10 protein-coding genes and 3 pseudogenes are annotated in these 13,761 nt (G+C 59.5%); 4 read left to right on the forward strand and 9 right to left on the reverse strand.

Features of this window, described 5'->3' with window-relative positions; genetic code table 11:
* The 4 genes from QM600_RS26765 to QM600_RS26780 all read right to left on the reverse strand — a co-directional run.
* The coding region (locus QM600_RS26765) for a SulP family inorganic anion transporter (protein WP_283264801.1) at positions 1 to 1,230 on the reverse strand (1,230 nt) is incomplete at its 3' end.
* Between the two features lie 421 nt (positions 1,231 to 1,651).
* Positions 1,652 to 3,550, reverse strand: a complete 1,899-nt coding sequence (locus QM600_RS26770) for a phosphoenolpyruvate carboxykinase (GTP) (RefSeq protein WP_283264802.1) — start codon at positions 3,548 to 3,550, stop codon at positions 1,652 to 1,654.
* A 60-nt stretch (positions 3,551 to 3,610) separates the two neighbouring features.
* Complete coding sequence (locus QM600_RS26775; RefSeq protein ID WP_283264803.1) at positions 3,611 to 4,462, reverse strand: hypothetical protein; 852 nt, start codon at positions 4,460 to 4,462, stop codon at positions 3,611 to 3,613.
* A gap of 122 nt (positions 4,463 to 4,584) precedes the next feature.
* Positions 4,585 to 4,953 carry an ArsR/SmtB family transcription factor gene (locus QM600_RS26780; protein WP_283264804.1) on the reverse strand — a complete coding sequence of 123 codons (369 nt, stop codon included), beginning with the start codon at positions 4,951 to 4,953 and terminating at the stop codon, positions 4,585 to 4,587.
* 303 nt (positions 4,954 to 5,256) lie between these two features.
* Between QM600_RS26780 and QM600_RS26785 the strand changes: the two are divergent.
* A pseudogene (locus tag QM600_RS26785) lies at positions 5,257 to 6,069 on the forward strand (thiolase family protein); the annotation flags it as partial.
* A 67-nt stretch (positions 6,070 to 6,136) separates the two neighbouring features.
* Here the strand turns inward: QM600_RS26785 and QM600_RS26790 are convergent.
* The 5 genes and pseudogenes from QM600_RS26790 to QM600_RS26800 form a co-directional block, all read right to left on the reverse strand.
* Positions 6,137 to 6,355, reverse strand: a pseudogene (locus QM600_RS26790) (integrase core domain-containing protein); the annotation flags it as partial.
* A 591-nt stretch (positions 6,356 to 6,946) separates the two neighbouring features.
* Entirely contained in the window at positions 6,947 to 7,321 is a 375-nt protein-coding gene (locus QM600_RS30040; RefSeq protein WP_502943116.1) for a DDE-type integrase/transposase/recombinase, read from the reverse strand.
* 13 nt (positions 7,322 to 7,334) lie between these two features.
* Positions 7,335 to 7,601 (reverse strand): annotated as a pseudogene (locus QM600_RS30045) (IS3 family transposase); the annotation flags it as partial.
* Entirely contained in the window at positions 7,601 to 7,903 is a 303-nt protein-coding gene (locus QM600_RS26795; RefSeq protein ID WP_283264805.1) for a transposase, read from the reverse strand. The pseudogene QM600_RS30045 and the gene QM600_RS26795, both read right to left, overlap by 1 nt.
* A gap of 255 nt (positions 7,904 to 8,158) precedes the next feature.
* Positions 8,159 to 9,964, reverse strand: a complete 1,806-nt coding sequence (locus QM600_RS26800) for a sigma-54-dependent Fis family transcriptional regulator (RefSeq protein ID WP_283264806.1) — start codon at positions 9,962 to 9,964, stop codon at positions 8,159 to 8,161.
* A gap of 190 nt (positions 9,965 to 10,154) precedes the next feature.
* Between QM600_RS26800 and QM600_RS26805 the strand changes: the two genes are divergently transcribed.
* The 3 genes from QM600_RS26805 to QM600_RS26815 all read left to right on the forward strand — a co-directional run.
* The gene (locus QM600_RS26805) at positions 10,155 to 11,786 is read left to right on the forward strand and encodes a ferritin family protein (RefSeq protein WP_283264807.1); all 1,632 of its coding nucleotides are present in this window, start codon (positions 10,155 to 10,157) and stop codon (positions 11,784 to 11,786) included.
* 97 nt (positions 11,787 to 11,883) lie between these two features.
* Positions 11,884 to 12,942, forward strand: a complete 1,059-nt coding sequence (locus QM600_RS26810) for a 2Fe-2S iron-sulfur cluster-binding protein (RefSeq protein ID WP_283264808.1) — start codon at positions 11,884 to 11,886, stop codon at positions 12,940 to 12,942.
* Positions 12,943 to 12,995: 53 nt separating this feature from the next.
* Positions 12,996 to 13,761: ferritin family protein (locus tag QM600_RS26815; protein WP_283264809.1), on the forward strand; the 766-nt coding region annotated here is incomplete at its 3' end.

Raw genomic sequence — 13,761 nt, forward strand, 5'->3', positions numbered from 1 at the left:
GAGGTCGAGTGCGACGGTGACCAGGAACGTCGCACCCATGACTGCGGTGTCCGCTCGGGTGGCGCGCGCTATTGCGATGATCGAGGCGGTTTCGACCATGCGGACCGTCGTGGCGAGTAGAACTCCGGCGAGGGCGGCCAGGGGTATCTCTGCGACCAGGGTCGATGCGAAGTAGACGATCGCGGCGAGGATGACCGCGTGGGTGAGTGCGGCCAGGCGACTGCGGGCACCGGAACGGACGTTGACCGCGGTACGGGCGATTGCGCCGGTCGCGGGAATGCCGCCGAACAGCGGCGCGGCGATGTTCGCCAAACCCTGTCCGAACAGTTCCCGGTCGGGATTGTGGCGGGTCCCGACACCCATCGAATCCGCCGCCGTCGCCGACAGTAGAGATTCGAGCGCTGCCAGCGCGGCCACCGCCAGTGCCGGGGCCACCAGTGAGGTGAGGTCCCCGAGGTGCAGGAAGTTCAACGTCGGAGCGGCGATACCAGAAGGGATTTCACCGATGCGGGCGATATCGAGGTGCAACAGGTGCGCAGCGAGAGTAGCGATGGCGACAGTGACCAGAGAGAAGGGGACTTTCGGCAGGTAGCGTCCACCGATGAGGATGGCGACGGCCACTGCGAGTGCGGTCACTGGTGTGAGGATCGACGGGTGCTCGACGAACTTGGCGAATGCATCCGCCGCGCTGCGCCACACCTTGTCGCCCTCGGCGTCGGTGATGCCCAGTGCTGCAGGGATCTGCTGCAGCGCGATTACCACAGCTATTCCGGCGGTGAATCCTTCGATGACGGGTGCCGGCATGAAGCGCACCGCCCGTCCGATTCCAGCGAACGCCAGGATGACCAGGACGATACCGGCGATCAGCCCGACTGCAAGTACACCGGATCCGCCGTACTGGTGAACGATGGGAACCAAGACGACAGTCATGGCGCCGGTCGGGCCCGATACCTGGAAGCGAGATCCGCCGAACACCGCAGCCACCGCTCCGGCGATAACTGCGGTGGTCAGACCGGCGGCTGCCCCGAGTCCGGTGGAGATGCCGAATCCCAGGGCCAGGGGGAGCGCGACCAGGGCGACGATCAGTCCGGCCAGCAGGTCTGCGCCGGGCGCACGGAGCGATGAACTCCATTCGCTCCACCGGGGTAGCAGGTCCCGCATGGCCTGGACGGCTCGGCCGACCGTGTTCTCGGGTGCCGGAGTGGGATTCGATGCGGGTGTTTCGGTCATAAGGTCCTCGGTATTGCGAGAAGAAGTCGAAAGACTGTTTGATTACTTGCTAACATTAGCAAGTAATCAATCGAAAGGAGTGGTGATGCGTGTAACGCCACTACGAGGACTGCTGTGTGCGCCGTTGCTGCAATGCCGGGGATGTACCAGGTTGTGCCGCCGGTCTGCAGTGCCACAGGGAAGCGACGTGTGCCCATGGTGCGGTGAGCACGAGTTGACGACAGCTGTTCTGGGTGCGGCGGTGCATTCGTAGGTCAGATGTGCCGCCGCAGTCGGCAAGGAATGGGCCAGGGGGTATTCGGAAGAAAATCCCGATCCGGGCGGTTGAGGGGGATTCTTGACCTGGATCGGGATCTTCCGAAAAGGACTTCCGACGCGGGCAGTTCGACGTGCGATGCGCTGGAAGTCCAGCTTGAGGGGATCAGCGATCGTCGTGGTGCGTGCGCACTCGCCGGAAATCGCTGTCACGAGTGGGAATAGCGTCTGCGAGGTCGTAGTCGACACCCGACAGTCGCTGTCGAAGCGCCCGCAACTCTTCACGCAGAGCATCGGGAAGCTTGTTTCCGCCGATCCTGGCGTACCACTCGTCGATCAAGGGGAGTTCGGATGCCCACTCGGTCGGATCGACATTCAAAGCGGCCGTAACTGTCGGACGATGAAGTTTCAGACCCGTCAGATCCAACGAATCCAGGGTCGGTACATTGCCGATCGGGGTCACCTCGGCGCCAGCGGTACCCTCGATGCGTTCGAGTGCCCACTTGAGGATCCGCGAGTTCTCCCCGAAACCAGGCCACAGAAACTCGTCGTGGTCGTCGCGGCGAAACCAGTTGACGTAGAAGATCTTCGGTAGTTTCCACGAATCGGTATGGGATCCGATATCGAGCCAATGTTGGAAATAGTCTCCGACGTGGTAGCCCAGGAACGGCAACATCGCCATCGGGTCCCGGCGCACGACGCCGACCTCTCCGGCTGCGGCGGCCGTGGTCTCCGACGACAGAGTCGAGGCGAGGAACACCCCGTGCTGCCAGTCGAAGGATTCGGTGATCAGGGGGACGGTGGTGGCGCGACGCCCACCGAAGAAGATCGCCGAGATCGGAACCCCCGCTGGGTCGTTCCATTCCGGGGCAACTGTCGGGCACTGTGCGATCGGGGTGCAATATCGTGAATTCGGGTGCGCCGCTGGTGTATCGGATCCTGGCGTCCAGTCACGTTGTCGCCAATCGGTGAGATGCACCGGTGGTTCCTTGGTCATTCCCTCCCACCACACGTCGCCGTCATCAGTCAGCGCCACGTTGGTGAAGATCGAGTTCCCTTTGTCGATCGTCGCCATTGCGTGGGGATTGGTTTCGGTGCTGGTACCCGGGGCGACGCCGAAAAAGCCGGCTTCCGGATTGACGGCATAGAGTCGCCCGTCGTCACCGAATCGCATCCAGGCGATATCGTCACCGATGGTTTCCGCTGTCCATCCGTCGAGGGTGGGATCGAGCATGGCCATGTTCGTCTTGCCACATGAGGATGGGAATGCTGCTGCGATGTATCGCACGGTGTTCTGTGGGGAAGTGAGCTTGAGGATGAGCATGTGCTCCGCCAGCCAGCCCTCGTCCTTCGCCATCTTCGAGGCGATGCGTAATGAATAGCATTTCTTGCCGAGTAGCGCGTTGCCGCCGTAGCCGGAGCCATAGCTCCAGATGGTGCGTTCCTCGGGAAAGTGAGAAATGTACTTGGTGTGATCGCACGGCCACGGCACGTCGAGCTGACCGTCGTACAAGGGTGCTCCGACAGAATGGAGGCATTTCACGTACTCGGCGCCGCCGCCGAGAGCATCCCAGGCCTGTGAGCCGGATCGGGTCATGATCTGCATCGACACCGCAACATATTCCGAGTCCGTGATCTGTACCCCGAATTTGGGTTCGGCTGCGTCGAGTGGGCCCATACAGAATGCGATGACATACATGGTTCTGCCCGACATGGCACCGCGGTAGTGCTCGGTCATGACCGTTTTCATGTCGAGCGGGTCCATCCAATTGTTCGTCGGCCCCGCATCATCGCGCGACTGCGAACAGATGAAGGTTCTATCCTCGACTCGGGCGACGTCTTCGGGATCGGATACGCACCGGAACGAGTTCGGCTTCTGTTCCAATCGAACGAAAGTGCCCTTGTCGACCAGTATTTCGGTCAGCCGGTTCCATTCCTCGTCGGACCCGTCGCACCACACGACATTGCGCGGTGCGGTCAGATCCACGATCTCGGTAACCCAGGCCGCGATGTCGGACCGAGTGCTGCTGGCAACGATTGGACCGGAATCGATATGGATTGTCACTGTGTTCTCCTGACATGTGTTCTGTGCACGGCTGCTCGTTCGAGCGGCTACGCGAAAAAGCTAGGTCCGTGCTGTAGGGGAGTGACCGAGGGATTTGATCACCTGTCGTGCGATGGACGAGAGCAGCATTCGCGAATCTGGTGGCGGGAGAGTGCGCCCCGGCGGCGTGATCAGTGCGAGGGAGCGGGCGCACGCAGCGATCATCTCCACAGTCAGCACGGAGACGCCGTGGCCGCACAGCACGCTCAGGAAACCCGGGATTACCACGGCTCCGTGGCCGAAGCTCTTGTGGGGGAGGGTGACGATTCGGTTCGCGGTGACCAAATTTCCGGCACAGCGATCGAGATCGACGAGAACATCGTTGTGTTCCATCAGACGGTGCAACGGGAACTGATGTGCATCACTCCTGCGCCAGCTACTGATGCCGGCGATGCCCGACAGCATCAGAGCCGGTCCGAGCATCGGTGCCCGATGGGCCCCGGTGATCACGACTTGCCCGACCCGTGGGCCGACCTTGAGGTTTCTCAGCGTCGAGATCGTCATAGCCGTCAGAGTTGTTGTCAAAAAATCGATTTCGGTAATGACCAGCGGACCGCCGCGTTCAGCCACGCCGTGTTGGAGTGCTTCCGCTGCGTTCGCGTCCAGCCCGACGACGAATGCTGCCGAGATGCTCGGTTGCAGGCCCAGGACGCGGGCGATGACGGTGTTGACATCTGTGGTGGCCAAGGGCAACCGGACCGCGTGTAGGGCGGTCCGATCACAGATCATGGCGGCATAGTCCTCCATGGCCTCCCACGGCGATCGTGTTCTGGTTGCTGCGCGATGAGATCTGGATGCCGAGACTCCCACAATCGCCACGTCGATACCGGTGAAGAGCTTGTTGCCTGTGTGGACTTCGTTGTTGTTCGTCACCGTTGACCACCTCTTTCGGATCGATCAACCGGATGCTTCGGTTCATCTGTTCTACAATGTACGCACTTTAGAAATTTCGCAACTAGTGGGTAGGGCAGATGAGCTCCGGAGAGTGTCACGACTTAGTTGCGGTGTTTGCCTGCCAGCGCGGGTGGTTCCGGAATCTCTTCGACCAGCATCTCGGCTTGGCCGGCAACCATGCCCGTCAGGATGGCCCGGGCGGTGGTCAACAGGTCGGCGACGCGAGGAGAAGTCAGAGCGTAGAACACGGAAAGGCCCTCCCTGCGTGCTGTGACCAAACCTGCGCGACGCAAGATCGACAGTTGCTGAGACAAATTTGCTGCCTCGATGCCCACTTCGGGCAGCATTTCCGACACTGCGTGCTCGCGCTCACTCAGAAGCTCCAATACGCGAATGCGTGCAGGATGCCCCAAGGTCTTGAAGAAGTCGGCTTTCATCTGATAAAGCGGCTGGCGTGAGTTTGCAACCACGACGCCTCCTGTCATTCGCGTCGGATAGCCGACACACTCGTTGTCGGCGCGCGCCGCTGTCCGGCCCCTGCGATCGAGCGCCGAAGCTCCCACGGGTTGTGGTACTTGCGAATCTTAGCAAGTTGCGCGAGTCTCCGTCGGTACCGCAGGTTTTACAGCGATTGGGCCGATTGCGATTTTCGAAACACATTTCAATGCAACTGCTCGATTCTACTGAAAAATGTTGTGGTATAGCTTTATTCGTCGAAGTTCACTAGGCAAACAAGTTCTAATATTCGAGTTACATCAGGAGGTACGACAAATATGGGAAATCCCGTGATCGTAGAGGCCGTGCGCACTCCCATCGGAAAACGTGGAGGTTGGCTGTCAGGTCTGCATGCAGCCGAGCTGCTGGGGGCAGCCCAACGAGGGCTGCTCGATCGTTCCGGAATCGACCCGATGATCGTCGAACAAGTCATCGGCGGTTGCGTCACCCAGGCCGGTGAACAGTCCAACAATGTGACGCGCACCGCATGGTTGCACGCAGGTCTCCCCTGGCAGACCGGATGCACCACCATCGACTGCCAATGCGGTTCAGCCCAGCAGTCCACCCGTCTGATCGCCGGCTTGATCGCCACCGACGCACTCGACGTCGGGATCGGATGCGGCGTCGAAGCCATGAGCCGGGTGCCTCTCGGTGTCAACGTCGGCGAACACGCCTGACCTCGCCGCCCACTCTCGTGGAATATCGACATGCCCAACCAATTCGAGGCAGCCGAACGAATCGCCCGCCGCAGGAATCTGACCCGCGCCGACATCGAAGCGTTCGGCGTGCGATCCCAGGAAAAGGCGCGACAGGCATGGGATGAACACCGATTCGATGCAGAAGTGGTGCCGGTCTTGGCGCCTGTCCAGTTGTCGGAACCGAGCGCCGAGTACGTGATGGTCGAGAAGGACCAGGGTCTGCGGGTGACCACCGCTGACGCACTTGCCGCTCTTAACCCGATCATTGCCGGCGGAATTCACACAGCAGGTACGTCGTCGCAGATCTCCGACGGCGCCGCTGCAGTCCTGTTGATGGATCAGAGCCGCGCCGAGCAACTCGGCCTCACCCCACGAGCCCGGATCGTTTCGCAATGAATCGCACCGGCGAGTCCGGAGACTTTGATGTGCCCTGAGTTTCGTGGAGTCGCGATATTTGACTTCAGGCTACGGGTTGGCGTGTGAAGTGTACGTTCTCGAACTCGATCGGTGTCAGCATCCCGAGGGCACTGTGCCGGCGTTGGCGGTTGTGGAAGATCTCGAGGTACTCGAACATCGCGTTGGCCAATTCGATCCTCGTTTTCCATCGTCTCCGGTTAAGAAGCTCGGTTTGCATTCTGCCCCAGAAAGATTCGATCACGGCGTTGTCATAGCATTGACCGGCTAATCGCGGTTGAGGGAACTCCATTGTTGCGCAGAATGGTTCATCACCGCCGCAATGAACCACCTTCAGCCGCTACGTGTGGGCGCCGACGACACGACCTCCGGATATCGTGCAATTGCCTGGACAGCGAGCAAGACAGCGGCATCGAGTCGCCCGAAACCACGCCATGAGCGGTCAAGCTCGATCGGGCTTCGCGGCACTTGACCAGGTAGTTGGTTGTTCGTGCGGCGTGTGAGCGGACAGGCCGGCAACACAGTGTCGTCGGGTAAGGCCTGTCCGGGTCAACGTGGAGGTGCCCCACGGGTCGACTTGGGACACTGGGCATCCGAAGTGGCGAAGATTCGTCCTGTCTACACGAACATGGCTGTCTACCAATATTATTGGATCGACGAGGGAGTATCGGCATGCTCGTCGGTCCGCAGGCGCCGCCATCACGTTCGAGACGCTTACTCGACATGAACGGCCTCGGCGCCGGCTTCCGAACTCAGGGTGTGTTGGTTCCTCATATGACAGTCGTAGTCCAGTTCTCTTCGCAGAACACGTACCAGGACTGTATGCATATCGCCCTGAACTGCCCGTATGTGTCGATTAGCCGGTTAACAGGCAATCGCCGATCGATCCCATCGACGGGACCAGGCCCGAGTCGTGGGCCCGGCGGGTGAACGCCCACGACGTGAATTGCACTCCGTGGTCCGAGTGAATGAGTGTGCCGGGTGTCGGTCCTCGATTCGAAATGGCCATTCCCAGAGCGTTCGTCACCAGCGTCGCCGTCTGAGAACTGTCGATCGACCAACCGACGACCCGCCTCGAAAACGTATCCTTTGGCAACGGCACAGTAAACCTTGCCTTCACGCGTGGGATGTTCGGTAATGTCCGTGACCCACAGCTTGTTCGGCTCGTCGCGGGTGAACTTACGGTCCACGAGATCACTCGCGGTCGGGGTCTGATGCTTTGAACGTGCACGTTTGTTTCCTGGAAGTCCTTTCACTCCAGCAGCCCTCATCAACAACTCGACACAGCCGTGTCCCACTGCAATACCGTGACCAAGGGTGAGTTCAGCGTGAACTCGGCGAGCACCGTAGGTGCCATGCGAGGCGGTATGAACTTCGGTGATCAGCTGCGTCAGCCATGCGTGACGTAGCGAGCGTTCCGAGGGTGGGCGATTGCGCCACTCGTAGAAGCCGGACTCCGACACCTCCAGAATCCGACATGCCGTCTGGACGGGTAGTCCTTCCTTCGCCATCACCTCGATCGCTTCGAACCGCCTTTTGGGAGCACCACCGACTTCAGCAATTCTGTGGAGCGCGTAGCAATGGCGAGCTCGGTCTCCAGCTCGGAGATACGTCGACGGGCGGCGGCGAGTTCGGCGCTCTCGATCGAGCTCAGCCCAGGCTTCTGCCCGGTATCGATGAGCTCCTGGTTGCGCCAGTTGTAGATCGTCTGCTCGGTGACATCGAGAGCTGCGGCGACGTCGGCGACCGAGCGGCCTGACTTCAACAGGTCGAGTACTTTGCGGCGGAATTCGGGTGGATAGCGTCGGGGCATCGTGGACCTCTCTCGGGTGCATCAATGTCTGAAGTAAAACAAACGAACTCCGGAAACTCCGGTGCGATTCACAAGGTGCTCAATGAAAAATACATGTACGCAATGGTTTTGGCTGATCGGTAAACGAGTACTCCTTAGCGACTGGCGCATTCAGAAATAATCACCGAAAGTGGGCCAGAACTAGTGTCAACTCTCGCAGATGGTGAGCAACTACCGCTGGCAGGATTGTGTCTCAGATCGGGGTTGGGTGATGTCTCAATTTGATGCCGGTGGGACGCGCGGGGCTTTGTAAACGATGCCGAACTCGCGGATCTTGCGGTAGATAGTGGCTCGTGACATGCCCAAGGCTTGTGCGGCGGCAGTTTTGTCGCCGCAGTGTAGAGCGAGTGCATCCACTATTGCGTCACGTTCGAGGGACTGCAACTTGGTCAGGTTCCGCCAGGTGGTTGCTCGGCATTCGGCGGGTAGGGCTTCTGGTTCTACGACTCCAGAGCGTCTGTGGCGATGGATCTCTTCGAGGACGCTGCGTAAGTGGGTGACGTTTCCTCGCCACGCGAGCCGTGTGAGTTGGTTCAACGATGCGGGTGAAAGTGTCAGATGTGTGGCTCCGACGGTTCGGAGAAGCGACTTGACCAGGTCGGGAATGTCTTCGAGGTGGTAGCGCAAGGGCGGCACGCTGATTGACTTCGGGAAGAGTCGGAGCAGGGAAGAAGTCGCGCTGGGTTCCTGCTGGTGCATAGTCAGCGCCACCCAGGGTTTACGTGGGAGTGTGTCCTGTTCAACCTCCTGCAGTAATTGGCCGAGTTCTGTGAGGTCGTTGTCGCTGAGGGTGTGCGCGTGCAGGACTGCAATGTCCGATCCGTTTTCCAACTCGGAGGAAGTCTGGGTGAGCAAATCTTCGCCACCGAGTGTGGCTGCGTCGAGTATTGCAAGGCGGTGTGAGCTCGAAATGTGTTCGTGCGCAGCTCGAATGAGTGTGTACTTGCCGACGCCGGATTCCCCGTCGAGTACAAGCCATTCGTTTCGCGAGCAGGCGTCGACGACGCTGCTAACTGTGCGCCTCCATCCAGCGCTGCTGCCGGCGACCGTGCGCATGGCCAAGGTCTTCGTGGTGTGGGGAGTGCGGGTGGTGAGTTGTTCCGTGATCCGCACTATGCCTCCTGCGAGTTTGTTGTTGACGAACGTCGGCTGGTAGGAAAGACGGGCTGTGGCTCCGCTGGGTAGATCGGTGAGTGCGGTGAAGGGTTTGGTTTGCCCGCGAGTATCCCGGATGCGGTCGATGATCGCAGATTGATCATGTGAGTCGAACTGTTGTTGAGTAACCGTGTTGATCATCAGGACTTCGTCCCCCACTGCTATGACCGACTGTCCTGAGTGGCTTACTGCGTGGTAGGCGCTCAGTACGGCTCGATTGTGTTCGTTGGCGTCGTCGAGAATGCGTTCTTTAATCCGGGCGGCTGCGAGTTTGGCGAACGAGAGAAGTAGCGGGTTCGTGTGTTCTGTCTTGGTGGTCAAGTCCACGACACCGAGGATTGCTCCGGTCAAGGGGTGGGTCACGAGCGCTCCGGCGCAGGAGAACGCACGGAGGGGTCCGCTGAAGTGTTCGCTACCTTCGATGACGAGGGGAGTGCCGACTTCGAGTGCAGTGCCGATTCCGTTGGTCCCCATTTGGGATTCCGCATAGCGAAATCCGGGTGCCAGGTCGACGCGATCGAGGGCGGTGAGCAAACTCTTGTCCCCGCCGTAGCGGCTGAGGACGGTGCCCTTGCCGTCGCTGAGAATAAGGGAGACCGGCTCGTTGTCGATTTCGGCTGAGAGTGCGGACAAAACCGGATTTGCGGCGCGGGTGAGGACGCTGTCGGTCGGCACCTGTTCGACGTAGGAAGCGGAAGGTTCATCGGTCTCGCCTAGTGCTGCCCGTGAGCGTGACCATGAAACGCGTAGCCAGTGGTGTAGCTGGAGGTCGGCAGGATGAGTGGGCTTGGCCGGAGAAAAGGGCGGGGGCACAGCTTCTTTCGAGGTTCTGAGTTTGTGGGAAATGCTCGGGTTCTGTGCACCCATCGTCGATCTCCTGGGGTTGGCTGTGGTGTGCCGTGTGCATGCTTTTCTGGGATGGGATTAGCCCATCGAGCAATAAATATGACTTCAGTCTCAAACTGAGACAGTCGAGATGTATGCCACAGGGTTGGGTGAATTACACAACGTCACCCCAAGCCAGCGCAAGGCCGGCACCCGATCAAGGAGGCGCACATTGAGTAAACAAAGCTTGACGAAGGCCCACGCGAAGATCAGTGAGATGACGTGGGATCCGACTTTCGCGACCCCAGCCACTCGATTCGGCACTGACTACACGTTCGAGAAGGCCCCGAAGAAGGACCCACTCAAACAGATCATGCGGTCCTATTTTCCGATGGAGGAGGAGAAAGACAACAGGGTCTATGGTGCCATGGACGGCGCGATTCGCGGCAACATGTTCCGCCAGGTCCAGCAACGTTGGATGGAATGGCAAAAGTTGTTCCTCTCGATCATCCCGTTTCCCGAGATTTCGGCGGCCAGGGCGATGCCAATGGCCATCGACGCTGTCCCCAACCCGGAGATCCACAACGGACTTGCGGTGCAGATGATCGACGAGGTCAGGCACTCGACGATTCAGATGAACCTCAAGAAGCTCTACATGAACAACTACATCGATCCCGCCGGGTTTGATATGACCGAGAAGGCATTCGCGAACAACTACGCCGGTACCATCGGCCGTCAGTTCGGTGAAGGATTCATCACCGGAGACGCGATCACCGCGGCCAATATCTACCTGACTGTAGTCGCAGAGACAGCTTTCACGAATACCCTGTTCGTTGCGATGCCGGACGAGGCAGCCGCAAACGGTGACTACTTGTTGCCCACCGTATTTCACTCGGTTCAGTCCGACGAGTCGCGGCATATCTCCAACGGATACTCAATCCTGTTGATGGCACTGGCCGACGAGCGCAACCGACCTCTCCTCGAGCGCGATCTTCGATACGCATGGTGGAACAACCACTGTGTTGTTGATGCCGCGATCGGTACCTTTATCGAATACGGCACCAAGGACCGTCGCAAGGACCGGGAGAGCTACGCCGAGATGTGGCGGCGGTGGATCTACGACGACTACTACCGCAGCTACCTGATCCCGCTCGAAAAGTACGGCCTGACCATTCCTCACGATCTGGTCGAGGAAGCCTGGAATCGCATCACGAACAAGGGCTACGTGCACGAAGTTGCGCGATTCTTCGCAACCGGGTGGCCGGTCAACTACTGGCGTATCGACACGATGACCGACAAGGACTTCGAGTGGTTCGAACACAAGTACCCGGGTTGGTACTCGAAGTACGGGAAGTGGTGGGAGGAGTACAACCGCCTCGCATACCCCGGCCGGAACAAGCCGATCGCGTTCGAGGAAGTTGGCTACCAGTACCCGCACCGGTGCTGGACCTGCATGGTGCCCGCCCTCATCCGGGAGGACATGGTTGTGGAGAAGGTCGACAACCAGTGGCGGACCTACTGCTCGGAGACCTGCTACTGGACCGACGCGGTTGCATTCCGCGAGGAATACCAAGGCAAGGCAACCCCGAACATGGGACGACTCACCGGATTCCGTGAATGGGAGACCTTGCATCACGACAAGGATCTCGCCGACATCGTCAAAGATCTCGGATACGTCAGAGACGACGGTAAGACCCTCGTCGGTCAGCCTCACCTGCACCTCGATGATCCGAAGAAACTATGGACCCTCGACGACGTCCGAGGAAACACATTCCAGAGTCCCAATGTGCTCTTGAACCAGATGTCCGACGCCGAACGCACGGCCCATATCGCGGCATATCGCGCCGGCGCGACTTCCGCCTGACACAGCCGGATTCAGGCTCGGTGGGTGGTGCGCATAGACATTTCCGCACCGCCCACCGCAAACCATCGCAATCAATCGATCAGCCCAGGAGATACCCGTGGCCGACACTCACCGAATCAACTTCGAGCCCGTCGACATAGAGATGGAAGTCGGCGAGGACGAAAGCATCCTCGATGCGGCTTTCCGGCAGGGCATTCATCTGATGCACGGCTGCCGCGAAGGGCGCTGCTCGGCCTGCAAGTCGTACCTTCTCGACGGCGAGATTCAGATGGAGAACTATTCGACATTCGCGTGCAACGACGCCGAGGAGGAGGAGGGATACGTATTGCTTTGTCGTTCTTATGCATACAGTGACTGCACGATCGAGCTGCTCAACTTCGATGAGGACGAACTGCTCGGCGGCATCCCGATCCAGAATGTTCGCACGCAGGTGATAGCGCTTGAGTCGATGACGAGGGATATCGTCTCGCTGCGTCTGCAAGCCACCTCGCCGGAGATATTCGACTTCAAGCCAGGCCAGTATGCCGATCTGTACATCCCCGGAACCGACGAACATCGCTCATTCTCCATGGCGACAACGCAATCGACGCCTGGATCTGTGGAATTTCTGATCAAGAAGTATCCCGGGGGCAAGTTTTCGGCTCTCTTGGAGGGCGATATTTCGGTTGGTGACGAAATTTCGTTGACCGGGCCGTACGGGTCGTTCACGCTCAAGGACGCCCACGTTCTTCCAGTAGTGTGCATCGGCGGCGGGGCGGGGATGGCTCCGGTGCTATCGCTGCTGCGGCACATGAGCGAGACAGGCAATACACGACCGGTGCACTTCTACTACGGTGCCCGCACCGAGCAGGATCTGTTCTACGTTGACGAAATCCTGGAACTCGGAACGAATTTGAAGGATTTCACGTTTGTGGCTTGTCTCTCGGAAGCGGTGGACCCGGAGGCCCCAGCTTCGATGCTCTCCGCTTCGGTGACCGTCGAACCCGGCAACGTCACCGATGTCGTCGATCGTCGGGAAGCTGAAATCGCTAAGTCTGAGGTCTACCTCTGCGGCCCCCCACCCATGGTCGACGCAGCGCTCGCGCTCCTCGAAGCCAGGAGCGTCCCGCAGGACCAAATGTTCTACGACAAGTTCACCAGCCCAGTCTTCGAGTAATACATAAGGCAACAGGCATTCGACCTCCCCTCCACCGAGAAGGAACCGAAAAGATGACCGCAACTACAGGGCGGAAGGAACGTAGTTTCCCCGCAATCGAATTCACGGATTCCGAGGCAGGTGCACTCGAGTTTCCGAGCTCGAAGAGCCGAACCTACAGCTACTACACGCCGGCGAAACGGCGGGCGACGATGTATGAGGACGTTACTGTCGACGTCCAACCAGACCCCGATCGGCATCTCTCACAGGGCTGGATCTACGGCTTCCGGGATGGCCCAGGCGGATACCCGAAAGAATGGACACAAGCGCAGTCCGCCAACTGGCACGTATTCCTCGATCCCAACGAGGAGTGGGACCAGACTATCTTCCGTAACAATTCCAAGATCGTCCATCAGGTTGAACTGTGCCTGTCGAATGCCAAACGCGCCCGGGTCTACGACAGCTGGAATTCGCCGTGGCTCAAGTTCATCGAACGTAATCTCGGTGCGTGGATGCACGCCGAGAACGGATTGGCGCTGCACGTGTTCACTGCTATCCAGCGTTCGGGCCCGACCAACATGATCAACACGGCCGTCGCGGTCAACGCCGCCCACAAGATGCGTTTTGCGCAGGACCTCGCGCTGTTCAATCTCGATCTGTCCGAGGCCACCGAAACTTTCGACGGCGGTGCGCATCGGGCGGTGTGGCAGGAGGCGCCGGAATGGCAACCCACCCGTGAGGTCGTCGAAAGGCTGACCGCAGTTCCGGACTGGTGTGAATTACTCTTTGCCACCAACATCGTGTTCGAGCAGCTTGTCGGATCGTTGTTCCGCAGCGAAC

This window comes from Rhodococcus sp. IEGM 1379 (assembly GCF_030056815.1).
GTDB lineage: Bacteria > Actinomycetota > Actinomycetes > Mycobacteriales > Mycobacteriaceae > Rhodococcus_F.

Coding starts and splice junctions, on each gene's coding strand:
- QM600_RS26795 (WP_283264805.1), bottom strand. CDS start 7,903: ATGCCCCGACGCTATCCACCCGAATTCCGCCGCAAAGTACTCGACCTG.
- QM600_RS26800 (WP_283264806.1), bottom strand. CDS start 9,964: ATGGGTGCACAGAACCCGAGCATTTCCCACAAACTCAGAACCTCGAAA.